22 protein-coding genes are annotated in these 26,736 nt (G+C 52.9%); 19 read left to right on the top strand and 3 right to left on the bottom strand.

The window, feature by feature from the left end:
• Positions 1-123: 123 nt before the first annotated feature.
• Positions 124-1,992: a low affinity potassium transporter Kup gene (kup, locus tag F9C28_RS12560; RefSeq protein WP_199015708.1), complete on the bottom strand. Its 1,869-nt coding sequence runs from the start codon at positions 1,990-1,992 to the stop codon at positions 124-126.
• 219 nt (positions 1,993-2,211) lie between these two features.
• Between kup and ravA the strand changes: the two genes are divergently transcribed.
• The gene (ravA, locus tag F9C28_RS12555; RefSeq protein ID WP_199015707.1) at positions 2,212-3,714 is read left to right on the top strand and encodes an ATPase RavA; all 1,503 of its coding nucleotides are present in this window, start codon (positions 2,212-2,214) and stop codon (positions 3,712-3,714) included.
• The gene (gene viaA / locus F9C28_RS12550) at positions 3,708-5,159 is read left to right on the top strand and encodes an ATPase RavA stimulator ViaA (RefSeq protein ID WP_199015706.1); all 1,452 of its coding nucleotides are present in this window, start codon (positions 3,708-3,710) and stop codon (positions 5,157-5,159) included. The genes ravA and viaA overlap by 7 nt, the downstream gene beginning before the upstream one ends.
• A gap of 2 nt (positions 5,160-5,161) precedes the next feature.
• On the opposite strand, the gene asnA is transcribed toward viaA, so the two are convergent.
• A complete protein-coding gene (gene asnA / locus F9C28_RS12545; RefSeq protein ID WP_199015705.1) occupies positions 5,162-6,154 on the bottom strand; it encodes an aspartate--ammonia ligase in 993 nt (330 codons plus the stop codon).
• A gap of 152 nt (positions 6,155-6,306) precedes the next feature.
• On the opposite strand from asnA, the gene asnC reads away from it, so the two are divergent.
• The 15 genes from asnC (at position 6,307) to glmS (ending at position 21,767) form a co-directional block, all read left to right on the top strand.
• Complete coding sequence (gene asnC, locus F9C28_RS12540) at positions 6,307-6,765, top strand: transcriptional regulator AsnC (protein ID WP_199015704.1); 459 nt, start codon at positions 6,307-6,309, stop codon at positions 6,763-6,765.
• A gap of 89 nt (positions 6,766-6,854) precedes the next feature.
• Positions 6,855-7,304, top strand: coding sequence for an FMN-binding protein MioC (mioC, locus tag F9C28_RS12535; RefSeq protein ID WP_199015703.1), 450 nt, complete (start codon positions 6,855-6,857; stop codon positions 7,302-7,304).
• Positions 7,305-7,675: 371 nt separating this feature from the next.
• Positions 7,676-9,565: a tRNA uridine-5-carboxymethylaminomethyl(34) synthesis enzyme MnmG gene (gene mnmG, locus F9C28_RS12530; RefSeq protein ID WP_199015702.1), complete on the top strand. Its 1,890-nt coding sequence runs from the start codon at positions 7,676-7,678 to the stop codon at positions 9,563-9,565.
• A 57-nt stretch (positions 9,566-9,622) separates the two neighbouring features.
• Positions 9,623-10,246, top strand: a complete 624-nt coding sequence (gene rsmG / locus F9C28_RS12525) for a 16S rRNA (guanine(527)-N(7))-methyltransferase RsmG (protein ID WP_199015701.1) — start codon at positions 9,623-9,625, stop codon at positions 10,244-10,246.
• Positions 10,247-10,860: 614 nt separating this feature from the next.
• Positions 10,861-11,241, top strand: coding sequence for a F0F1 ATP synthase subunit I (gene atpI, locus F9C28_RS12520; protein WP_199015700.1), 381 nt, complete (start codon positions 10,861-10,863; stop codon positions 11,239-11,241).
• A gap of 9 nt (positions 11,242-11,250) precedes the next feature.
• The gene (gene atpB / locus F9C28_RS12515) at positions 11,251-12,069 is read left to right on the top strand and encodes a F0F1 ATP synthase subunit A (RefSeq protein WP_199015699.1); all 819 of its coding nucleotides are present in this window, start codon (positions 11,251-11,253) and stop codon (positions 12,067-12,069) included.
• Between the two features lie 48 nt (positions 12,070-12,117).
• Positions 12,118-12,357 carry a F0F1 ATP synthase subunit C gene (gene atpE, locus F9C28_RS12510; protein ID WP_000429386.1) on the top strand — a complete coding sequence of 80 codons (240 nt, stop codon included), beginning with the start codon at positions 12,118-12,120 and terminating at the stop codon, positions 12,355-12,357.
• A gap of 68 nt (positions 12,358-12,425) precedes the next feature.
• Positions 12,426-12,896 (top strand): F0F1 ATP synthase subunit B, encoded by a 471-nt coding sequence (atpF, locus tag F9C28_RS12505; RefSeq protein WP_002443663.1) that lies wholly within the window; start codon positions 12,426-12,428, stop codon positions 12,894-12,896.
• Positions 12,897-12,910: 14 nt separating this feature from the next.
• On the top strand, positions 12,911-13,444 hold the full coding sequence (gene atpH, locus F9C28_RS12500) for a F0F1 ATP synthase subunit delta (RefSeq protein ID WP_199015698.1): 534 nt from the start codon (positions 12,911-12,913) through the stop codon (positions 13,442-13,444).
• A gap of 12 nt (positions 13,445-13,456) precedes the next feature.
• Entirely contained in the window at positions 13,457-14,998 is a 1,542-nt protein-coding gene (gene atpA, locus F9C28_RS12495; protein ID WP_199015697.1) for a F0F1 ATP synthase subunit alpha, read from the top strand.
• Positions 14,999-15,048: 50 nt separating this feature from the next.
• Positions 15,049-15,912, top strand: a complete 864-nt coding sequence (atpG, locus tag F9C28_RS12490) for a F0F1 ATP synthase subunit gamma (protein ID WP_199015696.1) — start codon at positions 15,049-15,051, stop codon at positions 15,910-15,912.
• A gap of 26 nt (positions 15,913-15,938) precedes the next feature.
• Positions 15,939-17,321 (top strand): F0F1 ATP synthase subunit beta, encoded by a 1,383-nt coding sequence (atpD, locus tag F9C28_RS12485; protein WP_199015695.1) that lies wholly within the window; start codon positions 15,939-15,941, stop codon positions 17,319-17,321.
• A gap of 21 nt (positions 17,322-17,342) precedes the next feature.
• Positions 17,343-17,762, top strand: a complete 420-nt coding sequence (locus F9C28_RS12480; protein WP_199015694.1) for a F0F1 ATP synthase subunit epsilon — start codon at positions 17,343-17,345, stop codon at positions 17,760-17,762.
• A 634-nt stretch (positions 17,763-18,396) separates the two neighbouring features.
• Entirely contained in the window at positions 18,397-19,767 is a 1,371-nt protein-coding gene (gene glmU, locus F9C28_RS12475; protein ID WP_199015693.1) for a bifunctional UDP-N-acetylglucosamine diphosphorylase/glucosamine-1-phosphate N-acetyltransferase GlmU, read from the top strand.
• 170 nt (positions 19,768-19,937) lie between these two features.
• Positions 19,938-21,767, top strand: coding sequence for a glutamine--fructose-6-phosphate transaminase (isomerizing) (gene glmS / locus F9C28_RS12470; RefSeq protein WP_199015692.1), 1,830 nt, complete (start codon positions 19,938-19,940; stop codon positions 21,765-21,767).
• Between the two features lie 457 nt (positions 21,768-22,224).
• Here glmS and F9C28_RS12465 read toward each other — a convergent pair whose 3' ends face one another.
• Entirely contained in the window at positions 22,225-23,349 is a 1,125-nt protein-coding gene (locus tag F9C28_RS12465; RefSeq protein WP_233149053.1) for an N-acetyltransferase, read from the bottom strand.
• A gap of 723 nt (positions 23,350-24,072) precedes the next feature.
• Between F9C28_RS12465 and F9C28_RS12460 the strand changes: the two genes are divergently transcribed.
• Both F9C28_RS12460 and F9C28_RS12455 read left to right on the top strand, forming a co-directional pair.
• Entirely contained in the window at positions 24,073-25,821 is a 1,749-nt protein-coding gene (locus tag F9C28_RS12460; RefSeq protein WP_233149052.1) for a fatty acyl-AMP ligase, read from the top strand.
• Positions 25,818-26,732, top strand: coding sequence for an NAD-dependent epimerase/dehydratase family protein (locus F9C28_RS12455; RefSeq protein ID WP_199015690.1), 915 nt, complete (start codon positions 25,818-25,820; stop codon positions 26,730-26,732). Before F9C28_RS12460 ends, F9C28_RS12455 begins: the two co-directional genes overlap by 4 nt.
• The last annotated feature ends 4 nt before the right edge of the window (positions 26,733-26,736 follow it).

Here is a 26,736-nt window from a genome sequence, read left to right as displayed (position 1 = left end):
GAGAGCAAAAAGTGTCCACAAGCGGGGGAACGCGAAAATGTGATCCTTATCGAAACGTTTCGCTCGGGTTAAACATCAGGCGCATAAAAAACCCTCCATTGCGGAGGGTTTTCATCGTTGTGATTAGATTTTGACCTGGGTGCCCAGCTCGATGACCCGGTTAGGCGGGATCTCAAACTGATCCGGTGCCCGCAGCGCATTACGCTGCAACAACAGGAACAATTTACCGCGCAGCCGCAGGTACAGCGGCCGGTCACCAATAATCAGCGATTCATGAGACATAAAGAACGAGGTTTCCATCATCCGGCAGCTCAGCCCTTCCAGGCCACAGCGGTGAAAGACTTCCTCAACATTCGGGGTCTCGCGCCAGCCATAACTGGCCACTACACGCCAGAAGGTCGGCGAGAGCTGCTCAATCTGGACCCGGCGGACATTATGTACGTACGGGGCATCTTCGGTGCGCAGGGTCAGCAGAATTACCCGCTCATGCAGCACCTTGTTGTGTTTGAGGTTATGCAGCAGGGCGAACGGGATCACATTCAGCGCCCGGGACATAAAGACCGCGGTTCCCGGCACCCGCACCGGCGGGGACTTCTCCAGTGAGGCGATCATCGCCTCCAGAGAGTTACCGTGTTCATGCATCCGGCGCAGCAGGCGGAAGCGTTCGCTTTTCCAGGTGGTCATGATAATAAACATCACCAGCCCCAGGCTTAACGGCAGCCAGCCACCGGAGAAGATTTTATCCACGTTGGCGGAAAACAGCGGTATATCAATGCACAGGAAGCCGGCGCAAATCAGCAGGACCAGGATCCTCTTCCAGTGCCAGTTTTTGTAAGCCACGGTACAGACGAGGATAGAGGTCAGCACCATGGTACCGGTCACCGCAATACCGTAGGCCGCCGCCAGGTTACTGGAGTGTTCAAAGCTGATAATGACAATGACCACCGCGATATACAGCAGCCAGTTAATAAACGGAATATAGATCTGGCCGGATTCCATCTCGGAAGTATGAATAATGCGCATCGGGGAGAGATACCCCAAACGCACAGCCTGGCGGGTCAGCGAGAACACCCCGGAAATCACCGCCTGGGAGGCAATAACCGTGGCCAGGGTAGCCAGAATCAATAACGGGATCAGCGCCCAGTCCGGTGCCAGTAAAAAAAACGGGTTTTTGATCATCTCAGGGTGTTTGAGCAGCAGCGCCCCCTGGCCGAAGTAATTCAGTACCAGGGAAGGCAACACCACCGAAAACCAGGCAATACGAATCGGCAGTTTGCCGAAGTGGCCCATGTCCGCATACAGCGCTTCAACGCCGGTAATCGACAGCACCACGGCCCCGAGGGCCACAAACGAGATGGTTTTATATTCAACAAAGAAATGCACCGCCCACACCGGGTTCAGCGCCTGCAGCACCTCTGGGTTGGCGATAATACTGCGGATACCCAACACCGCCAGCACCAGGAACCAGGTCATCATGATCGGGGCAAAGAGTTTGCCCACCATGCCGGTACCGTGCTTTTGGATCATAAATAATAAGGTAAGCACCGCTATTGAGAGCGGCACAATATAGGCATCCAGGGCGGGTGCGGCTATCTCCAGGCCTTCTATGGCCGACATCACCGAAATCGCCGGGGTAATGACCACTTCACCATAGAAGAAACTGCCCCCCACCAGCCCCATAATGACCAGTATCGAGGTGATTTTTGCGGAAGTATTGCGCCCGGCCAGCGACATTAATGTCAGGACCCCCCCTTCGCCGGCGTTATCAGCCCGCATCACGAAAGAAAGGTATTTAACCGAGACAACTAAAATTAATAGCCAGAATATCAGCGACAGGAAGCCGAATACCGCGTCATGTTCAACACCAAAACCAAACTGACCGGAAAGACACTCTCTGAGTGTATACAGGGGGCTGGTACCAATATCACCATAAACTACCCCGATGGCCGCCAGCGTAACGGCCGGAAGCGATTGTTTATTATCAGTGCTCATAGACTAATCTTCGTTATGATTCAGAATCGTGTGCTTAGTCCCTTGGCCCACAAAAAGCGCACAGTATGCACGATTGAACGGAAAATCGTACCCCTAATTGAGAGCAACTTAACCTGGCGCAAAGGAATATATCCCGCTGATTCCTTACCGCTTCATACTGAATGATAATACTATACCAAGCTTCGGCGACCGTATAACCGGGTAAGGATGCAGACTTTTATGGCCCATTCACATCTGTTGGCGGAACGGATAACCCGCCTGAGTCAGGCCCTGGAAAAGGGTTTATTTGAGCGTGACCACGCGGTACGACTGTGCCTGCTGGCAGCATTAAGCGGCGAGAGCGTCTTTCTGCTTGGCCCACCGGGTATCGCCAAAAGTTTAATTGCCCGGCGGCTTAAATTCGCCTTCCAGAATGCCCGGGCATTCGAATATCTGATGACCCGCTTCTCCACCCCGGAAGAGGTTTTTGGCCCGCTCTCTATCCAGGCACTCAAAGACGAAGGCCGCTACCAGCGCCTGACAGAAGGCTATTTGCCCGAAGCGGAAATCGTCTTCCTGGATGAAATCTGGAAAGCCGGCCCGGCAATCCTGAACACCCTGTTAACCGCAATCAACGAACGCCGCTTCCGTAATGGTGCAAGCGAAGCGCCCATTCCGATGCGCCTGCTGGTTACCGCCTCTAACGAACTGCCAGAAGCAGACAGCAGCCTGGAAGCGCTCTATGACCGTATGCTTATCCGCCTGTCCCTTAACCGGGTTCAGGAGAAAAATAACTTTCGGGCCATGCTCACCAGCCAGCACAATGAAAACATAAACCCGGTGCCGGCTGCACTACAAATTAGTGATGAAGAATACACCACATGGCAAGGCGCCATCGACGCTATCCCCATGGGCGATGATGTCTTTGAACTGATCTTTGCCCTGCGTGAGCAACTTGATGGTATGACCGGCACGCCGTATGTCTCTGACCGGCGCTGGAAGAAGGCCATTCGCCTGCTGCAAGCCTGCGCGTTCTTCAGCGGTCGCGATCGCGTTTGCCCTATCGACCTTATCCTGCTGAAAGACTGCCTGTGGCACGATACCGATGCCCTGACGGCGGTAGAGCAGCAAATACGCCAGCTGATGACCGGCCAGGCATGGCAACAGAATAACCTGCTGGCCAGGCTGGGGAGCATTCAGCAACGCCATCTTCAGTTGCGCCAGCAAAATGATGACCTGCACGCCATCGTGATGCAGCCCAAAAACGGCATGTTTGGCCGTAAGCCACGCTACCAGCTGCCCGAGGATATCACCCAGGACAGTTTGACGTTACAGCTACAAAGGCCGCTGTTGTTACACGATATTACCGTTAACCACATCACCCTCACCCGGGCAGAGCTGGAACAATGGCTCCAGAAAGGCGGGGATATCCGCGGGAAACTTAACGGTATCGGTTTTCCCCAGATGCTGGATATGGATATTGATAATGCCCACCACCTGATTGTGCGCGATATCAGCCTGCAAAGCAGCACCGTTGCCCTCCCGGGGACCTTACCGGCCAGCACCGTGCTGCCCGACGAGATAAAACAGCAGCTAGAAACCCTGCTTGGCGACTGGCACCAGCAGTACCGGCTATTTACCAGCCAGCAACACTGCCTGTTTATTGAAAAATCCTGGCTGGGCCGTATTGAAGCCAGCCTGCAGAACGTTGCCAGCCAGATCCGTCAGGCGCAACAATGCTGAGTCTGGCAATGCTGGATATTATCTTGTCCATTAATGAAAATGGACTGATCGAAGAGCTGATCCTTGCCATTATTGCCGCCCCCCAACTGGCCTTATTTTTTGAAAAAAACCCGCGCCTGCGCAAAGCCGTTAGTGAGGATATTCCCCGCTGGCGGGAACGGCTCAAAATGCGCCTACAGGAAGCAGAGGCCACCCCGGGGCTGACCAAAGAAGTGGCCTGTTTTCAGCACTACCAGGTACTGCCAGAGCCGCAATTTATCCACCAGCTACCGGAGTTACTGGCAACCCTGAAAAGCCTGCAATCGCCCTTTTATGCTGAAGCTCAGCAACTGGTGCGCGATAACCCGGCATTTTCCACCGCCCTGCACACACTGTTTTTACAACGCTGGCGTCTGGCGCTGATTGTCCAGGCCACCACCCTCAACCAGGATCTGCTGGAAGAAGAACAAGAACAGCTACTGCAGGAGATAATGAAACGGCTGACCCTCACCGGCCAGTTAGATCCCCTACTGGGTAATAACGATACCGCCACGGGCAAGCTGTGGGATATGAGCACCGTCATGGCCCGGCGCGGGGACTACCAGCACATCGTCAGCTACGGTGACTTTCTGGCGGGCCAGCCAGAACTGAAAAAGCTGGCAGAGCAACTGGGGCGCTCCCGGCAGGCCAAACTGATCCCGAAGAAAAACGCCCCGCTGGAAAGCTGGCGCACCACGGTTCGCGAACCGGCGCTGGTGCCGGAACAAGTGGAAGGGGTCCACCTGAGCGATGATATTTTACGCCTGCTGCCACCGGAACTGGCCACCCTGGGGATCAGCGAACTGGAATATGAGTTTTACCGCCGGCTGGCGGAGAAACAACTATTAACCTACCGCCTCCAGGGCGATGCCTGGCGCGAGAAAACCGTATTGCGCCCGGTGGTCCGCCAGGACACCGATACCCAGCCCAAAGGGCCGTTTATTGTCTGCGTGGATACCTCAGGCTCAATGGGTGGGTTTAACGAGCAGTGTGCCAAGGCATTCTGCCTGGCGCTGATGCGCATCGCTCTGAGTGAAAACCGGCGCTGCTTTATTATGTTGTTCTCTGCCGGGGTGATCAGCTACGAGCTGACGGCACAGGATGGTATTGAGCAGGCGTTGCGATTCCTCGGCCAGCGCTTTCGCGGCGGTACCGATCTGGCACATTGCCTGCAGGAAGTTGTGACCAAAATGAGCAATGGCGGCTGGGAAGAAGCGGATGCGGTGGTGATATCGGATTTTATTGCCCAGCGGCTGCCGGAAGGCGTCATTAATACGGTACATCAGATGCAGGTCCAGCATCAGCATCGCTTCCACGCACTGGCCATGTCGCGACACGGGAAACCCGGCATTATGCAGATATTCGATTATATCTGGCGGTTTGATACCGGGTTAAGCCAGCGTCTTGCCAGACGCTGGCGGCGCTAATATTAAAGAAGATCGGTAACCATTTCCCGCACCGGCTGCGCCCACACCCCACATTGTACTTGGCCAATATGGCCGAGCTGTAACAGCAGCATGGTCAGACGGGACTGGCCAATACCGCCGCCAATAGTCTGGGGCATATCCCCCTGTAACAGCGCCTGGTGCCAGCCCAGTTGCAGGCGATCTTCATCACCGGTGATAGCCAGCTGGCGTTTCAGGGTGTCGCTATCCACCCGGATGCCCATCGACGAGATCTCAAACGCATCTTCCAGTACCGGGTTCCACACCAGAATATCGCCGTTCAGCCCGCAGAATCCCCCTTCAGAAGGGGTGCTCCAGTCATCATAATCCGGGGCCCGGACATCATGACGCGCGCCGTCAGACAGCTTACCGCCAATACCGATCAGGAAGACAGCACCCAGTTCTTTGGCAATGGCGCGCTCGCGGCCTTTGGCATCTAAACCCGGGTAACGGGTGAGCAGGGTTTCACTCTGGACGAAGTGGATCTGGTCTGGCAGGAACGGTGCCAGACCATAACTTTCGCTCACCGCGGCTTCCGTGGCCTTAATCGCGGCCCAGATAGCTTCTACGGTGGTTTTCAGTGTGCTGATAGTGCGTTCACCATCCCCCATCACCCTTTCCCAGTCCCACTGATCCACATACACCGAGTGGATCGGTGACAGACGATCTTCGTCCGGACGCAGTGCCTTCATATGGGTGTAAATCCCCTCACCGGCGCTGAAGTCATGTTGACCAAGGGTCTGGCGTTTCCACTTCGCCAGGGAGTGCACCACCTCAAAGCGGGCCTCCGGCAGCGTTTTTACCTGAACCTGAACCGCTTTCTCGCAGCCAGACAAATTGTCCTGGGTACCATCACCAACCCGGCTCAGGATTGGCGCCTGAACTTCGATAAGCCCAAGGCGCTGCCCCAGCTGGTGGGAAAAGTGTGATTTCACAAAACTGATTTGTTGCTGTCTGGCGATGTAGGCGGATTTCATTATTTTTTACTCCTGTGTCCTGTTGCCATTGATTAAGCAACAAAACCGCACCACTATTCAATAATCCGTCAGTAAAATAGCGACTTCACTTTTGATTCGCTAAAAATGACCGCTAAAATTAACCTAATCATCAAACATCATAAGAAAAACCTATGGAAAATTATCAGATCGACAATCTGGACCGCGGCATCCTTGAAGCCCTGATGGCCAATGCCCGCACCCCCTATGCCGAACTGGCCAAACAATTTGGCGTCAGCCCGGGGACTATCCATGTGCGGGTAGAGAAAATGAAACAGGCGGGCATCATTACCGGCGCCCGGATAGACGTCAGCCCTAAACAGCTGGGTTACGATGTTTGCTGCTTTATTGGCATCATTCTTAAGAGTGCCAAAGACTACCCCTCAGCCCTGGCGCGCCTGGAAAGCCTCGAAGAAGTGACGGAAGCCTATTACACCACCGGCCACTACAGCATCTTTATTAAGGTCATGTGCCGATCCATTGATGCCCTGCAACAGGTACTTATCAACAAGATCCAAACAATCGATGAAATTCAGTCCACGGAAACGTTGATCTCCCTGCAGAACCCGATCATGCGTACCATCCGCCCCTGAGCACTATTTTTAATACCCATATTATCCACAGGTAGATCCCGGCCCATTCACAGCGTACAATACGCGACGAATTCACTGACGGGATCATCATGGCGAATATCACACTGATCAGCGGCAGCACCCTCGGGAGTGCCGAATACGTAGCAGAACACCTGGCTGAACAGCTGGAAGCCGCAGACGTATCAACGCAGACCCTGCACGGGCCGCAACTCAGCGAACTCCCGCTTAGCGGGATCTGGCTGGTGATCACCTCGACACACGGTGCCGGGGATCTGCCAGACAACATTCAGCCTTTATATGATGAGATTGCCAGCCAGCATCCGGATCTGAGCCAGGTCCGCTATGGGGCCATCGGGATAGGCAGCCGTGAATATGACACCTTTTGTGGTGCCATTGAGAAATTCGATGCCCTGTTGATAGCGTGCGGGGCTCAGCGGATCGGCGACATGCTCAGGATCAACGTCCTCGATCATGAAATTCCCGAGGATCCGGCCGAGGTTTGGCTCGGATCCTGGAAGAATTTGCTCGTAGATTTGTAAAGATCGTCCCTTTTTCTGTGGATAACTCTCTTAAGAAGCTTGGATTAAGCGGTAGTTATCCAAAGTATAACCCGTGCCTGCTTTTTGAGCTGTGCATAAGTCCCTCTTTTGATCCCAGCTTATACGGTGTGGGATCACCGATCTTTCACAGCAAACGATCCTCTCTAATAGATTGATCTTAAATGCCGGATCCCGGTTATCCACAAGGCAGGTCGATCCTAATAAGAGATCACAATAGAACAGATCTCTAAATAAAAAGATCTTCTTTTTATCAGAGACGATCCGGAGGCTTTCTCCGGCGTCTAAAGTTGAGTAGAATTCCCGGCCCGGGACAATCAACCCACATTCGCAACACCGCGAGGCAGTTAACCATGTTTTATCCGGATCCTTTTGACGTCATCGTGATTGGCGGGGGTCATGCAGGTACTGAAGCCGCTATGGCCGCAGCCCGCATGGGTCAACAGACCCTTCTTCTGACACACAATATCGACACCCTGGGACACATGTCCTGTAACCCGGCGATCGGCGGTATTGGTAAGGGACATCTGGTTAAGGAAGTGGACGCCTTAGGCGGTTTGATGGCCCACGCTATCGACCAGGCCGGTATTCAGTTTAGGATACTAAACGCCAGCAAAGGCCCGGCAGTACGGGCAACCCGGGCCCAGGCGGATCGCGTACTGTATAAACAAGCGGTACGCATGGCGCTGGAAAACCAGACCAACCTGATGATCTTCCAGCAGGCGGTGGATGATCTGATCGTTGAAAACGATCGCGTGGTGGGGGCAGTAACCCAAATGGGCCTGAAGTTCCGGGCCAAAGCCGTGGTGCTCACCGTCGGGACGTTTCTGGATGGCAAGATCCATATCGGCCTGGATAACTACAGCGGCGGCCGCGCGGGCGATCCGCCATCGGTGCCGCTGTCCCGCCGTTTGCGGGAGCTGCCGTTACGTGTTGGCCGCCTGAAGACCGGAACGCCGCCGCGTATTGACGGCCGTACCATCGATTTTAGCGTCCTGGCCCAGCAACATGGTGATGATCCAGTACCGGTATTCTCGTTTATGGGATCCGCCGATCAACACCCGCGCCAGGTACCGTGCTATGTCACCCATACCAATGAGCGCACCCATGAGGTGATCCGCAATAACCTCGATCGCAGCCCGATGTACGCTGGCGTGATTGAAGGGGTTGGCCCGCGTTATTGTCCGTCTATCGAAGACAAAGTAATGCGTTTTGCCGATCGCAATGCGCACCAGATCTTCCTTGAGCCGGAAGGGCTGACCAGCCACGAAATTTACCCGAACGGTATCTCCACCAGCCTGCCGTTCGATGTGCAGATGCAGATTGTCCGTTCGATGCAGGGCATGGAGAACGCCAAAATCGTTCGTCCTGGCTATGCCATTGAATATGACTTCTTCGATCCCCGGGATCTGAAACCGACCCTGGAAAGTAAATATATTGCCGGGCTGTTCTTTGCCGGACAGATCAACGGGACAACCGGTTACGAAGAAGCCGCAGCCCAGGGGATGCTGGCCGGGTTGAACGCTGGCCGACTGTCGGCTGACAAAGACGGCTGGGCGCCGCGCCGCGATCAGGCTTACCTTGGGGTACTGGTGGATGATCTCTGTACCCTGGGGACCAAAGAACCGTACCGGATGTTTACCTCCCGGGCGGAATACCGTCTGATGCTGCGTGAAGACAACGCCGATATGCGTTTGACCGAAGCAGGCCGTGAAATGGGCCTGGTGGATGACGCCCGCTGGGCGGCATTTAACCGTAAGATGGAAAACATCGAGCGTGAGCGCCAGCGCCTGAAAGAGACCTGGGTGAACCCTAATTCAGACAGCGCGGCAGAAGTGAATGCTGCCCTGGCCTCGCCGCTGTCCCGTGAAGCCAGCGGAGAAGATCTGCTGCGCCGCCCGGAAATGACCTATCAGACCCTGACCACCCTGAGCCCGTTTGCCCCGGCGCTGGATGATGCCCAGGCCGCAGAGCAGGTTGAGATCCAGGTGAAGTATGAGGGCTATATCGCTCGCCAGCAGGATGAGATAGACAGGCAACAGCGCAATGAGAGCACGTTGCTGCCGGCCACCCTCGACTATCGTCAGGTTTCCGGTTTGTCTAACGAGGTTATCGCCAAACTCAACGATCACAAGCCGACATCCATTGGCCAGGCGTCGCGTATTTCCGGGATCACCCCGGCCGCCATCTCCATTTTGCTGGTGTGGCTGAAGAAACAAGGCCTGTTGCGCCGCAGCGCCTGATGCCTCATCATTGTGTGGGCCGGTGATAACCGGCCTCTTTTTTATGGATATCTCAACGTGCTGAATGAATTAAACCGTTTACTGAGCGAAGCCGGCATAACGCTGTCTGATCACCAAAAACACCAGCTGATTGGCTATGTGGATATGCTGAACAAGTGGAACAAGGCTTATAACCTGACCTCCGTTCGCGATCCGAAAGAGATGCTGGTGCGCCACATCATGGACAGCATCGTGGTGGAACCGGCGCTACAAGGCGAGCGGTTTATCGATGTGGGGACCGGCCCCGGCCTGCCGGGTATCCCGCTGGCAATTGTACGCCCACAGTCACACTTCACCCTGCTGGACAGCCTGGGAAAACGGGTACGTTTCCTGCGTCAGGTTCAGCACGAGTTAAACCTTGATAACATCACACCTGTGCAATCCCGGGTTGAGGCGTTCCCCGCTGAACCGCCTTTCGATGGGGTGATCAGCCGTGCCTTTGCGTCACTGACCGATATGCTGAACTGGTGCCATCATCTGACCGGGGAGCAGGGCCGTTTTTATGCCCTCAAAGGCGTGGAGCCGGTTGAGGAACTTCAACACCTGGATGCGGCTTTCACCCTCGAAAAAGTGGTTCGTCTGAACGTGCCGCGGCTGGATGGTGAGCGACACTTGGTGATTATTCAGCCTAAAAAAAATTAATATTTATCAAAAAAAACTGAAAAAACCCTGTTTCAAAATCGTTAAAAAAGTGGCTGGAAAATCTGGTTACAGTTGGTTGCAAATAACCAGCCATTAACCTTAATGGCGACATTTTTTAACGTCGCTCATAAGGTCAATATTTTGCCCTTGTCATGTCAGAAAATATCCGCCTGTCCCTGGTTATCCAGAGGGATTGACCATCCTTGTTAAAATGCGCTGCCGCATGTCAATGGATTGTTGGCGGTTTGTTTGGCGGGCTTTTAAAAACAGTTGTTGATATTTGTTTTAATAATCAGTCAGGTGTAATGCATAAATCGCTATTTGGGATAAGTTAAAACGGAATTTAAATGCTTAATATGTGATCCTGTGCACGCTTTAATGACTGGCATTTTTAATTTTTTGCATAATTTGGCGAGTAGCTTCCATTTTCGCAAAAAATGAAAAAAACGGGCTCTGTAAATTATTTAAATATTTATTCACTTTTTTGCTACTTACTGTTTGAATTCGCGAGCCCGCTCCGTATAATTTGACCGCTTTTAGAGGCTTGACTCAGAGCGATAAAGACAGTTTTATACGACACGCGACATACCTCATAGGGAGCAGGAGTAAACGTTATGTTTGCGTCGCTTTTGAGCCGGAAGATGGCTCGCAGGCTTCTGTTCATTCAGTTACTGGCTGCAATTGCAATTGGACTGCTGTTTAGCCTAAAAGACCCTGTTTGGGGTGCCTCTGCATTTTGGGGAGGTTTGGCGGTCTGGCTGCCAAATGCGCTGTTTATACTTTTTGCCTTGCGTCACCAGGCGCATACACCTGCTAAAGGCCGCGTGGCCTGGACCTTCGCCATCGGTGAAGGTGTGAAGGTGATTGCAACGTTTGTCTTACTGGTGGTGGCACTGGCATGTTTCAACGCGGTTTTCGCACCGTTGATAGTGACATGGTTATCGGTGCTGGTGGTTCAGATCCTGGCGCCAGCTGTAATTAACAACAAAGGGTAAAGAGGCATCATGTCTGCAGGAGAAATCTCTACACCGCAAGAGTACATAGGACACCATCTGAATAACCTTCAGATTGACCTGCGTACCCTCTCGCTGGTGGATCCGCATAACCCCCCGGCCACTTTCTGGACACTTAACATCGACTCCATGTTCTTCTCTGTGGTTCTGGGTCTGTTGTTCCTGGTGTTGTTCCGCAAAGTGGCGAAGAGCGCGACAAGCGGTGTCCCGGGGAAATTCCAGACAGCTGTTGAGCTGGTGATCGGCTTTGTCCACGGTAGCGTGAAAGACATGTACCATGGCAAGAGCAAGGTTATTGCTCCGCTGGCCCTGACGATTTTCGTCTGGGTATTCCTGATGAACCTGATGGATTTGCTGCCTATCGACCTGCTGCCGTACATTGGCGAGCACGTTCTGGGGCTGCCGGCACTGCGCGTGGTACCGTCTGCTGACGTGAACATCACGCTGTCTATGGCGCTGGGCGTATTTATCCTGATTCTTTTCTACAGCATCAAAATGAAAGGTGTTGGTGGGTTCACCAAAGAACTGACCATGCAGCCGTTCAATCACTGGGCGTTTATTCCGGTCAACCTGATCCTGGAAGGCGTCAGCCTGCTGTCTAAACCGGTTTCTCTCGGTCTGCGACTGTTCGGCAACATGTATGCGGGTGAGCTGATTTTCATTCTGATTGCTGGTCTGTTGCCGTGGTGGTCACAGTGGATCCTGAATGTGCCATGGGCCATTTTCCACATCCTGATCATTACGCTGCAAGCCTTTATTTTCATGGTTCTGACGATCGTCTATCTGTCGATGGCGTCTGAAGAGCATTAATTTTACACAACACTACTGCGTTTAACTGAAATAAAACTGGAGACTGTCATGGAAAACCTGAATATGGATCTGCTGTACATGGCTGCCGCTGTGATGATGGGTCTGGCGGCAATCGGTGCTGCGATCGGTATCGGCATCCTCGGGGGCAAATTCCTGGAAGGCGCTGCGCGTCAACCGGATCTGATTCCTCTGCTGCGTACTCAGTTCTTTATCGTTATGGGTCTGGTGGATGCTATCCCGATGATCGCTGTTGGTCTGGGTCTGTACGTGATGTTTGCTGTCGCGTAGTGAGCGTTGCTTTACCTGTTGTTTGAGTAAGCAATATCAGAACGTTAACTAATTAGAGGCATTGTGCTGTGAATCTTAACGCAACAATCCTCGGCCAGGCCATCGCGTTTGTCCTGTTTGTTCTGTTCTGCATGAAGTACGTATGGCCGCCAATTATGGCAGCCATCGAAAAGCGTCAGAAAGAAATTGCTGACGGTTTAGCTTCCGCAGAACGTGCCAAAAAGGATCTGGACCTCGCACAGTCCAACGCGACCGACCAGCTGAAAAAAGCGAAAGCGGAAGCTCAGGTAATCATCGAGCAGGCAAACAAACGCCGTGCCCAGATCCTGGACGAAGTGAAAGCTGAAGCAGAGCAGGAACGTAATAAAATCGTGGCGCAGGCGCAGGCGGAAATTGATGCTGAGCGTAAACGTGCCCGCGAAGAACTGCGTAAGCAAGTTGCTATGCTGGCTGTTGCCGGTGCTGAGAAAATCATCGAGCGTTCCGTGGATGAAGCTGCTAACAGCGACATCGTTGATAAACTGGTCGCTGAACTGTAAGGAGGGAGGGGCTGATGTCTGAATTTGTAACTGTAGCTCGCCCCTACGCCAAAGCAGCTTTTGACTTTGCCGCCGAGCACCAAAGCATTGACCGCTGGCAAACCATGCTGGCGTTCGCCGCCGAGGTGACGAAGAACGACAAAATGGATGAATTGATTTCTGGTGCTCTGGCCCCGGAAACTCTCGCCAAAACGTTTATCGAAATTTGTGGTGATCAGCTGGATACCCACGCACAGAACCTGATTCAGGTGATGGCGGAAAATGGGCGTCTGGCGGTACTTCCTGATGTTCTTGAGCAGTTTATTCAACTGCGGGCCGCATCAGAGGCGATAGTAGAAGTGGAAGTCACTTCTGCCAGCGCACTGAGCGATGCCCAATTAACGAAGATCAGCACCGCGATGGAAAAACGTCTGTCTCGCAAAGTGAAGCTGAATTGCAAAATTGATAAGTCTGTAATGGCAGGTGTCATCATCCGCGCGGGTGATATGGTCATAGATGGCAGCATTCGTGGCCGTCTGGACCGCCTGGCAGACGTCTTGCAGTCTTAAGGGGACTGGAGCATGCAACTGAATTCCACCGAAATCAGCGAACTGATCAAGCAGCGCATTGACCAGTTCAACGTGGTGAGCGAGGCTCACAACGAAGGTACAATCGTATCTGTAAGCGACGGTATTATCCGCGTCCACGGCCTGGCCGATGTGATGCAGAGGGAAATGATCTCCCTGCCGGGTAACCGTTACGCTATCGCACTGAACCTGGAGCGCGACTCTGTAGGTGCGGTAGTCATGGGCCCGTACGCTGACCTTGCCGAAGGCATGAAAGTCAAATGTACCGGTCGTATTCTGGAAGTTCCGGTAGGCCGTGGCCTGCTGGGTCGTGTGGTGAACACCCTGGGTGCGCCTATCGACGGTAAAGGTCCGGTTGACAACGACGGCTTCGCGGCCGTTGAAGCCATCGCGCCGGGTGTAATCGAACGTCAGTCCGTTGATCAGCCAGTGCAGACTGGTTATAAATCCGTTGATGCCATGATCCCAATCGGTCGTGGCCAGCGTGAATTGATCATCGGTGACCGTCAGACCGGTAAAACCGCAATGGCGGTTGATGCGATAATCAACCAACGTGATTCCGGCATCAAATGTATCTATGTGGCTATCGGCCAGAAAGCGTCCACTATCTCTAACGTGGTACGTAAACTGGAAGAGCACGGTGCACTGGCTAATACCATCGTTGTGGTGGCTACTGCATCCGAATCCGCTGCACTGCAATACCTGGCGCCGTATGCCGGTTGTGCAATGGGTGAATACTTCCGTGACCGCGGTGAAGATGCGCTGATCATTTATGATGACCTGTCTAAACAGGCTGTCGCTTATCGTCAGATCTCCCTGCTGCTTCGTCGTCCGCCAGGCCGTGAAGCATTCCCGGGCGACGTATTCTATCTGCACTCCCGTCTGCTGGAACGTGCGGCGCGTGTAAACGCTGAATACGTTGAAGAGTTCACCAAAGGTGAAGTCAAAGGGAAAACCGGTTCTCTGACCGCACTGCCGATTATCGAAACTCAGGCAGGTGACGTTTCCGCGTTCGTTCCGACCAACGTAATTTCTATTACCGATGGTCAGATCTTCCTGGAATCCAACCTGTTTAACGCCGGTATTCGTCCTGCGGTTAACCCGGGTATCTCCGTATCCCGTGTAGGTGGTGCTGCTCAGACCAAGATCATGAAAAAACTGTCCGGTGGTATCCGTACCGCACTGGCACAGTATCGTGAACTGGCGGCGTTCTCCCAGTTTGCATCTGACCTTGATGATGCAACCCGTAAACAGCTGAGCCACGGCCAGAAAGTGACCGAGCTCCTGAAACAGAAACAGTATGCGCCGATGTCCGTCGCACAGCAGTCTCTGGTTCTGTTCGCTGCTGAACGTGGTTACCTGGAAGATGTTGAGCTGGCGAAAATCGGTAGCTTCGAAGCTGCCCTGCTGGCTTACGCTGACCGTGATCATGCTCAGCTGCTGCAGGACATCAACCAGACCGGCGCTTATAACGACGAAATCGAAGGCAAGCTGAAAGGCATCCTCGATACGTTTAAAGCAACCCAGTCCTGGTAATGTCTGGACGGCCTGTCTGAGACAGGCCGTCTGGCGCAGAGGAGAAGCTCATGGCCGGCGCAAAAGAGATACGTACTAAGATCGCAAGCGTCCAGAACACGCAGAAGATCACGAAAGCGATGGAAATGGTCGCCGCCTCCAAAATGCGTAAAACGCAGGAACGCATGGCAGCCAGCCGTCCTTATGCAGATACCATGCGCAAAGTGATCAGTCACCTTGCTACCGGTAATCTGGAATATAAACACCCGTACCTGGAAGAACGCGACGTTAAACGCGTGGGCTACCTGGTGGTGTCTACTGACCGTGGTTTGTGCGGTGGCTTGAACATTAACCTGTTCAAAAAAGTGCTGGCGGATATGAAAGCCTGGTCCGATAAAGGCGTTCAGTGCGATATCGCAATGATCGGCTCTAAAGGCGTGTCTTTCTTTAATTCCGTAGGCGGCAATGTCGTAGCCCAGGTCACCGGTATGGGGGATAACCCTTCCCTGTCCGAACTGATAGGCCCGGTAAAAGTGATGTTGCAGGCTTATGATGAAGGCCGTCTGGACAAGCTGTACGTTGTCAGCAACAAATTTATTAATACCATGTCTCAGGCTCCGACTATTACTCAGCTTCTGCCGTTACCGGCTTCTGATGATGCTGAGTTGAAACGTAAATTCTGGGATTATCTGTATGAACCGGACCCGAAAGCGCTGCTGGATACCCTGCTGCGTCGTTATGTGGAGTCCCAGGTTTATCAGGGCGTGGTTGAAAACCTGGCCAGTGAGCAGGCCGCACGTATGGTGGCGATGAAAGCCGCGACCGATAATGGCGGTAGCCTGATTAAAGACCTGCAGTTGGTATACAACAAAGCTCGTCAGGCCAGCATTACTCAGGAACTCACTGAGATAGTCAGTGGGGCCGCCGCGGTTTAACCAGGTTATTTCGTAGAGGATTTAAGATGGCTACTGGAAAGATTATCCAGGTAATCGGCGCCGTGGTGGACGTCGAGTTCCCTCAAGATGCGGTACCGAAAGTGTACGACGCCCTTGAGGTGAAGAATGGTAAAGAAACGCTGGTGTTGGAAGTTCAGCAGCAGCTGGGTGGCGGTGTTGTTCGTACCATCGCTATGGGTACTTCCGACGGTCTGAGCCGTGGTCTGGAAGTCGCTAACCTTGATCACCCCATTGAAGTGCCGGTAGGTAAAGCAACTCTGGGTCGTATCATGAACGTACTGGGCCAGCCAGTAGACATGAAAGGCGACATCGGAGAAGAAGAGCGTTGGGCTATCCACCGCGAAGCACCGTCCTATGAAGAGCTGTCTAACTCTCAGGAACTGCTGGAAACCGGTATCAAAGTAATGGACCTGATCTGCCCGTTTGCTAAAGGTGGTAAAGTTGGTCTGTTCGGTGGTGCGGGTGTAGGTAAAACCGTAAACATGATGGAGCTTATCCGTAACATCGCGATCGAGCACTCCGGTTACTCTGTGTTTGCAGGGGTAGGTGAACGTACTCGTGAGGGTAACGACTTCTACCACGAAATGACCGAATCCAACGTTCTGGATAAAGTATCCCTCGTGTATGGCCAGATGAACGAGCCGCCGGGAAACCGTCTGCGCGTAGCACTGACCGGTCTGACCATGGCGGAGAAATTCCGTGATGAAGGCCGTGACGTTCTGCTGTTTATCGATAACATCTACCGTTATACCCTGGCCGGTACTGAAGTATCTGCACTGCTGGGCCGTATGCCTTCTGCGGTAGGTTATCAGCCGACCCTGGCGGAAGAAATGGGTGTTCTGCAGGAACGTATCACGTCCACCAAAACCGGTTCTATCACTTCCGTACAGGCGGTATACGTCCCTGCGGATGACTTGACTGACCCGTCACCAGCCACCACGTTTGCGCACCTTGATGCTACCGTGGTACTGAGCCGTCAGATAGCCTCTCTGGGTATCTACCCGGCTGTTGACCCGCTGGACTCCACCAGCCGTCAGCTGGATCCGCTGGTGGTTGGCCAGGAACACTATGATGTTGCCCGTGGCGTGCAGTCTATTCTGCAGCGCTATCAGGAACTGAAAGACATCATCGCCATCCTGGGTATGGATGAACTGTCTGAAGAAGATAAACTGGTGGTAGCCCGCGCGCGTAAAATTCAGCGCTTCCTGTCCCAGCCGTTCTTCGTTGCAGAAGTATTTACCGGTTCTCCGGGCAAATTCGTTTCCCTGAAAGAAACCATCCGTGGTTTTAAAGGCATCATGGAAGGCGAATACGATCATCTGCCAGAGCAGGCGTTCTACATGGTTGGTACCATCGACGAAGCTGTCGAAAAAGCCAAAAAACTTTAACGCCTTGAACTGGAGGGTGATATGGCAATGACTTACCACCTGGACGTTGTCAGCGCAGAGCAGGAGATGTTCTCCGGCCTGGTTGAGAAAATTCAGGTAACGGGTAGCGAAGGTGAGCTGGGTATTTTCCCGGGTCACGCCCCGCTGCTCACCGCCATTAAGCCTGGTATGATCCGCATCGTTAAACAGTTCGGCCACGAAGAGTTTATTTATCTCTCCGGTGGTGTACTGGAAGTTCAGCCGGGTAACGTAACTGTACTGGCTGATACCGCTATCCGCGGCCAGGATCTCGACGAAGCGCGAGCCCTGGAATCTAAACGTAAAGTTGAAGAGCATATCCGCAGTTCCCACGGGGATGTGGACTACGCCCAGGCTTCTGCGGAGCTGGCCAAAGCGATCGCCAAACTACGCGTTATCGAATTGACCAAGAAAGCGATGTAATACCGGCCTGTAAATCAGGAAAGCCAGTCGGGAAACCGGCTGGCTTTTTTATTTGCCGTACAAAAACGCGCCGGCGTCCTCCAGGTTATGAGTGTGACTGAGGTCACAAAAAAAGTTGATGAGCAGCAGTGCTTCGCGTACTATTTCGCCAGATGTGATTAACGTCACTATTTACTGAAACGAACAAGGCTGATTTCATGAAACTGTTAAACAAAATTATGGCTATTCTTAGCACGCTGCGCTTCTGATTGTATTTTCCGGCCCGGGACCAGACAGGCCCAGGCGGAAATATCAGCGTTAAAAAAGGTCGCCACCGGCGGCCTTTTTGCTTTTCTGGCCCACCGCCTGCCCCCAGGCCTGACAGTCAGCTTTTCCCGATAGCTTTTTGCTGTGCCATAGTGGATTCTGTGGCTTTATTTCAATGCTAAAATAAGCTGAAAATCCGTCATATAGCGGCGTTTATCGCTGGGAAAAGACATCTTTTACCCATCATTCTCTGCTGTATAACCCGTAATAATTTAATAAAGCGGTCCCGATGCGTGAATTGCGCACAACCCATTTCGTGTTGAAAAATATGTAGAATTTTCAATGTGAAACCGCTTTACTTTCTCATCAACTCAGAATCAGGACGCGTATGTCAAACAATACAATGAGCGTGGTTATCCTTGCCGCTGGTAAAGGGACCCGAATGTATTCTGACCTTCCTAAAGTGCTGCATACCCTGGCCGGTAAACCAATGGTTCAGCACGTGATTGATGCGGCGACCCAGATAGGCGCCAGACAGATCAATCTGGTGTATGGCCACGGTGGGGAACTGCTCAAACAGACGCTGACCGGTAACCACCTCAACTGGGTATTGCAGGCCGAGCAGCTAGGGACCGGTCACGCCATGCAGCAGGCTGCGCCAAACTTTTCTGATGATGAAGATATTCTGATGCTTTACGGGGATGTCCCGCTTATCTCCGTGGCGACTTTACAGCGTTTGTGCAGCGCGAAACCGGCAGGCGGCATTGGGCTGCTGACGGTCAATCTTGACGATCCTACGGGCTATGGGCGCATCGCCCGGGTTAACGGCTGCGTGGTGGGGATCGTGGAGCATAAAGACGCCAGTGACGAGCAGCGCCTGATCAAAGAAATTAACACCGGTATCCTGGTGGCCAACGGCGCGGATCTGAAGCGCTGGCTGGCAAAACTGGATAACAACAATGCCCAGGGCGAGTTTTATATCACCGACATTATCGCCATGGCTGCCGGTGAAGGCCATGAGGTTGTTGCGGTACAGCCGGACCGTCTTAGCGAAGTGGAAGGGGTAAATAACCGCCTGCAACTGGCGCGGCTGGAGCGAGTCTACCAGACTGAACAGGCAGAACGTCTGCTGCTGGCCGGGGTGATGCTGCGCGATCCGGCACGTTTCGATCTGCGCGGTGAGTTAACCCACGGCCGCGACGTTGATATTGACACCAATGTGATCATTGAAGGCCGCGTACAGCTGGGAAACCGGGTAAAAATCGCCGCGGGCTGTGTTATCAAAAACAGCATTATTGACGATGACTGCGTACTCAGCCCTTATACGGTTATCGAGGATGCTCATCTTCAGGCGCGCTGTACTGTCGGGCCCTTTGCCCGCCTGCGCCCCGGGGCAGAGCTGGCAGAAGATGCCCATGTCGGTAACTTCGTTGAAATGAAAAAAGCCCGGCTGGGCAAAGGCTCCAAAGCGGGCCACCTCAGTTATCTGGGGGATGCGGAAATCGGCGATAATGTGAACATTGGTGCCGGTACGATTACCTGTAACTATGATGGCGCCAATAAATTCAAAACCATTATTGGCGATGATGTTTTTGTTGGCTCCGATACCCAGCTGGTGGCGCCGGTCACCATTGGTAAAGGGTCCACCATTGCGGCGGGAACCACCGTTACCCGCAATGTGGGCGATGATGAGCTGGTATTAAGCCGGGTACCGATGGTGCGTAAAGCCGGCTGGCAGCGCCCGGTGAAGAAAAAATAATCTTTGGTGCCCCCGTAAGGGGGCATCCACGGTGAGGGCATTTCAATGCGCCGCCATGTGCCAATGAGCACAACATTATAACCCCACTCTCTACAAGGCTCGGGGCGCCCGAACACGGGCATACAGGTCAGCGACAACGTCGGCGAAAGCCATTACCGGAATAAATTACTATGTGTGGAATTGTTGGCGCAGTGGCGCAGCGTGATATTGCAGAGATCCTGCTTGAAGGGTTACGCCGTCTGGAGTACCGGGGTTATGACTCCGCGGGCCTGGCGGTGGTAGACAGTGAAGGCCATATGACGCGTCTGCGTCGGGTCGGTAAAGTTCAGATGCTGTCGAAAGCGGCGCAGGAGCACGCCCTGCACGGTGGCACGGGCATTGCGCACACCCGCTGGGCAACCCATGGTGAGCCGTCAGAGGCCAATGCGCATCCGCATGTGTCTGGCCATATTGCCGTGGTACATAACGGGATTATTGAAAATTACGAGGCGCTGCGCGATACCCTGAAAGCGCGCGGCTACGTTTTCACCTCCGATACCGATACCGAAGTGATTGCCCATCTGGTGCACTGGGAAATGGAACAGGGCGGCTCACTGCGTGATGCAGTAAAACGCGCCATTCCCCAGTTACGCGGTGCTTACGGCACCGTTATCATGGATTCCCGTACCCCGGATGTACTGCTGGCGGCCCGTTCGGGTAGCCCGCTGGTTATCGGCCTCGGGGTGGGGGAAAACTTTATCGCTTCCGATCAGCTGGCCCTGCTGCCGGTGACCCGGCGCTTTATTTACCTGGAAGAAGGGGATATTGCCGAAGTCACGCGCCGTTCGGTAACCATTTTTGACCGTAGTGGTGAGGAGATTACCCGCCCGGAAATGGAATCCAGCCTGCAATATGATGCGGGAGATAAAGGGATCTATCGCCACTATATGCAAAAAGAGATTTACGAGCAGCCAAACGCCGTCAAAAGTACGCTGGCCGGGCGGATTAATCACGGCGCTATCGACTTGCATGAGCTGGGCCCTGATGCCGACGGGCTGCTTTCCCGGGTGGAGAATATCCAGATTGTCGCCTGTGGAACCTCGTATAACTCCGGGATGGTTGCCCGTTACTGGTTTGAGGCACTGGCCGGGATCCCCTGCGATGTCGAAATCGCGTCGGAATTTCGCTACCGTAAATCCGCATTGCGCCCGAACAGCCTGATAATCACCCTCTCTCAATCCGGGGAGACGGCGGATACCCTGGCGGCGCTGCGTCTGGCGAAAGAGTTGGGGTACCTGGGATCGCTGGCTATTTGTAATGTGCCGGGATCATCCCTGGTGCGCGAGTCCGATTTGGCCCTGATGACCAAAGCCGGTGCGGAGATAGGGGTTGCCTCCACCAAAGCATTTACTACCCAACTGACGGTGCTGTTAATGCTGGTGGCGAAGATGAGCCGTCTGAAAAGCCAGAGCAACACGGTTGAACAGCAGATAGTCCATGCACTTCAGGCACTGCCCAGCCGTATTGAGCAGATGCTGTCTCAGGATAAGCATATCGAAGCGCTGGCGGAGGACTTCTCTGATAAACATCACGCGCTGTTCCTGGGCCGTGGCGATCAGTACCCCATTGCCATGGAAGGGGCGCTGAAGCTGAAAGAGATTTCCTATATTCATGCGGAGGCTTATGCCGCCGGTGAGCTAAAACACGGGCCGCTGGCGCTGATTGATGCCGATATGCCGGTGATTGTGATTGCACCGAATAACGACCTGCTGGAAAAGCTGAAGTCTAATATCGAAGAAGTCCGCGCCCGCGGTGGCCAGCTGTATGTCTTTGCCGACAGGGATGCGGGCTTTACGGACAGCGACACCATGCACGTGATCCCGATGCCCCATGTGGAAGAGCTGATCGCGCCAATTTGCTATACCGTACCGCTGCAGATGCTGTCTTATCACGCGGCATTGATTAAAGGGACTGATGTTGACCAGCCCCGCAACCTGGCTAAATCCGTGACTGTGGAATAACCCGCCGCCATACCCCTGGCGGGAAATGGCACGCTACAGTTGATGGCTGATATCCGGTTATACGTTTTGATGGCGTATAACCGGATTTTTTATGGCGACATTTTTATCGCCGATAAATATCTACTGTTATAACGTAAAAGAAACCATCTGTTCTCATAATGGGGCCCGGTGCCCTGGCGTCAGAATACGGGTTATCCCACGTATAAATGTTCAATAAAAAAATGATACAACATGGTAAATGTCTTTATTGGATATTGCCAAACGCGGTAAATGATGCGCAATACCCTTTTTTTGTTTTTGCCAGACGCCCGTAATGAGATAGCTATTATTTAGCTGGCTATTAAATAGAATAAAGGCGACTGTTTTATTGCATCACTACGCAGGCAGTTATTTTGGGGCGTGATGAGGTGGTTTACTTCCTCCGGTAATGTCCGGAGGAAGCGTGGTCCGGCAGGTCTTATATTTCTTTTTCGTATAACCGATAGTGTTTATACGGAATGGCACCAATCTTTTCCAGAATAGTGCGCATCCCGCTATTGGATTCAAGGATCCATGACATTTCCAGGGCATCAATCTTGCGTTTGGCAAACGGGTCGCGCAGCGCTTCAATTAATAACAACGCAATAACCGGCCCCATGCGGCTAAATTGATATTCCTGGCGAACCCCCATCAGTGGAACCCGGGCAGTACGCACACCGCTGACTTTCAGGCGCCACAGCAGTTTTGCCCAGCCAAAAGGCAGCAAACGGCCCTGTAAATCGGCAACCGCTTCATTAATATTTGGCAGACCAACAATAAAGGCCACCGGGGCACCGTCAATCTCAGCAATATAGATCATGTCGTCGGGCACCAGGTACTTCAGCTGGTCACCCATGGTGGCAAACTCATGTTCCGTAAAGGGAACAAAGCCCCAGTTGTGCTGCCAGCCGGAGTTAAAAATGTCGCGCATAATCTGCATTTCTTTGGCAAAATTTTTGCGCTCAATGCAGCGGATAGTGACTTTCTGGCGCACTTTATCCATCAGTTTGGTCAGTGACGGGGAGAAGTGCAGATCGGTACGCTTCATCCAGTAGGCCAGCAAATCAATCCCTTTTTTATACCCTTGCTGCTCGACACCGGCGGCATAATAGGGTTTGCCGTGCGGCATCATGGCGCAGGGCGGGGTATCAAACCCTTCAATCAGCAGGCCGCTTTCCTGGTTGATATTAAGGCTGAATGGCCCGGTAATTTTGTGTGCGCCTTTTGATTTAAGCCAGTCTTCTGCGGCAGTAAATAGCGCGCTGAAGACTTCAGGGTCATCAATGGCATCAATCATTCCAAAATGGCCAGTGTCTTCACCGTACAAGTCGCGGTGCAACTGGTCGATTTGTGCTGTGATGCGTCCGACGACCTTGCCGTCTTTTTTGGCAACCCAGGCCTGCCACTGGATATGGTCTGTGCCGGGGTTCTTGGCGGAAAGGTGTTCCTCACGCTCAATAAACAGCGGGTCGATCCAGTTGGGATCGCCCGGATAGAGCGATGAAGGGAAAGCGATAAACTGCTTAAGTTCTTGCTTATCCTGGACTTTTTCAATGAGAATCATAAACAGCCTTAAATCTATATAATTACCGAAAAAAAATACGCAATAAACCAACCGGAATTACCCAGGTTTGCGATCTCTTGCCGTTTAACCGTGACCAATCCATCCAGGGATAAGAAAATGCGATAATTGCTGTTGTTCAGGTTTTACTAAGGTTAGGCTAGAATCGGGCCTGCAATATTCAGATACTTCACCTGCGTTACTTTCTAAAAAAAGCACGAAGTTGTGCTAGTGTACTCGCCTGAACATATTTTGATTTGATTTATTGAGCGTTAAGCCAGAAAACCCCAGCCAACATGCTCAATACTTTACTAAAATTATCTGGCATCGACTTGCTATTTTTTACCACTAAATGCCTTTGTTATGGTCTGGGTAAAACTAAACGTACACTTTTTTTAATCTTGCGTCATACTGGTTACGTTATATCCATCTGAGAAGATCGTCATGTGCATCGCGGTATATCTGGGTCCGGCAATAACAGCGGACATTACCTGAAGATTCTGAACTCGGTCACCTCATGATATATATACTTGCATTAGTGCCGTTTAGGAACTATTTATACTATTTGGTGCTGGATTTCTAGTATAAGATGTGATAAAATAAAAATTTATTAAGATACGAAAATATAGTTAATACCGTTAAATAAATTTTTACAAAAAAACCCATCTCTCACCCCCGTGATTATCTGTATTATTCGGTGATTTTGAATCTATGGCTGCTTTGTATATGTCTGAAACAAGTTCAACCCACTCTCTTCCCATGCGCTATGCTGATTTTCCGACCCTGGTGGAGGCGTTAGACTATGCCGCACAGGGAAGTACAGGGATGAATTTCTATGATCGGCGTAATCAGCTGGTAGCCGTACTGGAATATAGCGTCTTAAAACGCCGCGCCATGGAAAATGCGCGTCGTCTTTTATCCCTTAACCTTAAAAAAGGCGATCGTGTTGCGCTTATTGCCGAAACCAGCGTTGGTTTCGTCGAAGCCTTTTTTGCCTGCCAGTATGCTGGTTTAGTCGCTGTACCGCTTGCGATCCCGATGGGGGTTGGCCAGCGTGATTCCTATATGACTAAACTGCAGGGGTTAATTTCCAGCTGTAACCCTGCTGCCATTATCAGCAGTGATGAATGGCTGCCGTTAATTAGCTCTGTGAGTGCCGACGCCCCGGATACCCATATTCTCAGCGATGCGGATTTACAGGCGCTGCCGGAAATGGATATTGAGCTGGAGCTGCCGTCCCCGGACGATATTGCTTACCTCCAGTACACTTCCGGTAGTACGCGTTTCCCGCGCGGTGTGATTATTACCCACCGCTCAGTGATGGCTAACCTGCATGTTATTAGCCATGACGGTATCAAACTGCGTGCTGGCGATCGTTGCGTCTCCTGGCTGCCGTTCTATCACGATATGGGCCTGGTTGGCTTCCTGCTGACCCCGGTAGCCACTCAGCTGTCCGTTGACTACCTGCGTACCCAGGATTTCGCCATGCGTCCGATGCAGTGGCTGAAACTTATCAATAAAAACCGCGGTACTGTCTCCGTAGCGCCGCCGTTTGGTTACGAACTGTGCTTACGTCGCAGTAACGATAAAGAATTGGCTGAGCTGGATCTCTCCTGCTGGCGTGTGGCTGGTGTCGGCGCAGAGCCTATTTCCGCTGAGCAGCTGGACCAGTTTGGCGTGCACTTCAGCAAAGTGGGCTTTAACAGCAAGGCCTTTATGCCGTGCTATGGCCTGGCTGAAAATGCCCTGGCCGTGAGCTTCTCCGATGAAAACGGCGGCTCTCAGGTGAACGAAGTTGACCGCGATATCCTGGAATACCAGGGGAAAGCCGTGGCGCCGACCAAAGACACCCGCGCGATTTCGTCTTTTGTGAACTGCGGTAAGGCCCTGCCGGGTCACCGTATTGAAATCCGCAGCGAAACCGGGATCCCGTTGCCGGAACGCGAAGTTGGCCATATCTATATTTCTGGCCCGAGCCTGATGAGTGGCTACTTCCGTGATGCGGCATCGCAAAAAGAAGTGCAGTCTACTGGCTGGATGGACACCGGTGATCTGGGTTATCTGCTGGATGGTTACCTGTATGTGACCGGCCGTAAAAAAGACCTGATAATCATCCGTGGCCGCAATATTTGGCCGCAGGACATCGAGTATGTTGCCGAGCTGGAACCGGAAATTCACTCCGGTGATGCGATTGCCTTCATTACGCCGCAAGAGCAAGAAGAGAGCGGCCGCATTGTGCTGCAGGTTCAGTGCCGCGTGAGCTCCGAAGAGCGTCGTGCACAGATAGTCCATTCACTGACCGCACGTATTCAGAGCGAGTTCGGGGTTGGGGTTGATATCGAACTGCTGCCGCCGCACAGCATCCCGCGTACCTCTTCGGGTAAACCGGCCCGTGCAGAAGCGAAAAAACGCTACCTGACAGCACTGACTGAGACAATAACCCCTCAGATACAGATAGCTGGTTACGCTCAATGACAAAAACGGTCGCAATTACAGGTGTGACCGGCTTTATCGGCAAGCATATTGCCGACAATTTGCGCGCACGCGGTTTTGCCGTACGCGCACTCACCAGAACCCCGCGTAAAGCCCCGGTTGATAATCTGACCTGGGTACGCGGGGCGCTGGAAGATAGGGACGCTCTGGACGAACTGGTGAGCGGTGCTGATCACGTGGTGCATTGTGCCGGACAGGTGCGTGGCCACAACGAAGCCATTTTCACTGACTGCAATGTCACCGGCAGCTTGCGTTTAATGCAGGCGGCCCGGAAAAGTGGTACCTGCAAGCGTTTCTTATTCATGTCTTCTCTGGCTGCGCGCCATCCCGATCTGTCCTGGTATGCCAAATCAAAACGCGTTGCGGAACAGCAACTGGCGGCACAAGCCGGGGATATTACCCTCGGTATTTTTCGTCCGACCGCGGTCTATGGGCCGGGTGATAAAGAGATGAAACCGCTGTTTGACTGGATGTTGCGCGGGGTACTGCCCCGGCTCGGAGCCCCCGATGCCAAACTGTCGTTTATTCATGTGAGCGATCTGGCCCAGGCTGTCGGCCAGTGGCTGGTGGCTGACCAGTTGCCAACCGCACCGAGTGAATTATGCGATGGTGTGTCCGGGGGATATAATTGGACCCGGGTACAAGAAATCGGCGCTGAGGTGCGTAACGGCCCTGTCCGGTTAGTCGGGATCCCCTTACCTGTGCTAAAACTACTGGCGGATATCAGCGTAATGGCCAGCCGCCTGGCAGGAAAGGAACCGATGCTGACCCGCAGTAAAATACATGAGTTAACACATCGGGACTGGTCGGCAAGCAACCAATGCTTGTCGGAAGATATTAACTGGTTCCCTGAGATTAGTTTGGAGCGCGCACTGCGTGAAGGGCTATTTTGATAAT

Origin of the sequence: Shimwellia pseudoproteus (genome assembly GCF_016415625.1) — a bacterium.
In the GTDB taxonomy this organism is placed as follows: domain Bacteria; phylum Pseudomonadota; class Gammaproteobacteria; order Enterobacterales; family Enterobacteriaceae; genus Shimwellia; species Shimwellia pseudoproteus.
Note: the sequence above shows the minus strand (reverse complement) of the source record. Positions and strands in the feature narration are given on the sequence as shown.

Excerpts from the sequence above, each read along its gene's own strand:
- ravA (WP_199015707.1), top strand. The coding sequence starts at position 2,212 with ATGGCCCATTCACATCTGTTGGCGGAACGGATAACCCGCCTGAGTCAG.
- atpE (WP_000429386.1), top strand. The coding sequence starts at position 12,118 with ATGGAAAACCTGAATATGGATCTGCTGTACATGGCTGCCGCTGTGATG.
- atpB (WP_199015699.1), top strand. The coding sequence starts at position 11,251 with ATGTCTGCAGGAGAAATCTCTACACCGCAAGAGTACATAGGACACCAT.
- atpG (WP_199015696.1), top strand. The coding sequence starts at position 15,049 with ATGGCCGGCGCAAAAGAGATACGTACTAAGATCGCAAGCGTCCAGAAC.
- atpH (WP_199015698.1), top strand. The coding sequence starts at position 12,911 with ATGTCTGAATTTGTAACTGTAGCTCGCCCCTACGCCAAAGCAGCTTTT.
- atpI (WP_199015700.1), top strand. The coding sequence starts at position 10,861 with ATGTTTGCGTCGCTTTTGAGCCGGAAGATGGCTCGCAGGCTTCTGTTC.
- viaA (WP_199015706.1), top strand. The coding sequence starts at position 3,708 with ATGCTGAGTCTGGCAATGCTGGATATTATCTTGTCCATTAATGAAAAT.
- asnA (WP_199015705.1), bottom strand. The coding sequence starts at position 6,154 with ATGAAATCCGCCTACATCGCCAGACAGCAACAAATCAGTTTTGTGAAA.
- F9C28_RS12480 (WP_199015694.1), top strand. The coding sequence starts at position 17,343 with ATGGCAATGACTTACCACCTGGACGTTGTCAGCGCAGAGCAGGAGATG.
- F9C28_RS12460 (WP_233149052.1), top strand. The coding sequence starts at position 24,073 with ATGTCTGAAACAAGTTCAACCCACTCTCTTCCCATGCGCTATGCTGAT.
- kup (WP_199015708.1), bottom strand. The coding sequence starts at position 1,992 with ATGAGCACTGATAATAAACAATCGCTTCCGGCCGTTACGCTGGCGGCC.
- glmS (WP_199015692.1), top strand. The coding sequence starts at position 19,938 with ATGTGTGGAATTGTTGGCGCAGTGGCGCAGCGTGATATTGCAGAGATC.
- asnC (WP_199015704.1), top strand. The coding sequence starts at position 6,307 with ATGGAAAATTATCAGATCGACAATCTGGACCGCGGCATCCTTGAAGCC.
- glmU (WP_199015693.1), top strand. The coding sequence starts at position 18,397 with ATGTCAAACAATACAATGAGCGTGGTTATCCTTGCCGCTGGTAAAGGG.
- atpA (WP_199015697.1), top strand. The coding sequence starts at position 13,457 with ATGCAACTGAATTCCACCGAAATCAGCGAACTGATCAAGCAGCGCATT.
- atpD (WP_199015695.1), top strand. The coding sequence starts at position 15,939 with ATGGCTACTGGAAAGATTATCCAGGTAATCGGCGCCGTGGTGGACGTC.
- F9C28_RS12465 (WP_233149053.1), bottom strand. The coding sequence starts at position 23,349 with ATGATTCTCATTGAAAAAGTCCAGGATAAGCAAGAACTTAAGCAGTTT.
- mnmG (WP_199015702.1), top strand. The coding sequence starts at position 7,676 with ATGTTTTATCCGGATCCTTTTGACGTCATCGTGATTGGCGGGGGTCAT.
- F9C28_RS12455 (WP_199015690.1), top strand. The coding sequence starts at position 25,818 with ATGACAAAAACGGTCGCAATTACAGGTGTGACCGGCTTTATCGGCAAG.
- mioC (WP_199015703.1), top strand. The coding sequence starts at position 6,855 with ATGGCGAATATCACACTGATCAGCGGCAGCACCCTCGGGAGTGCCGAA.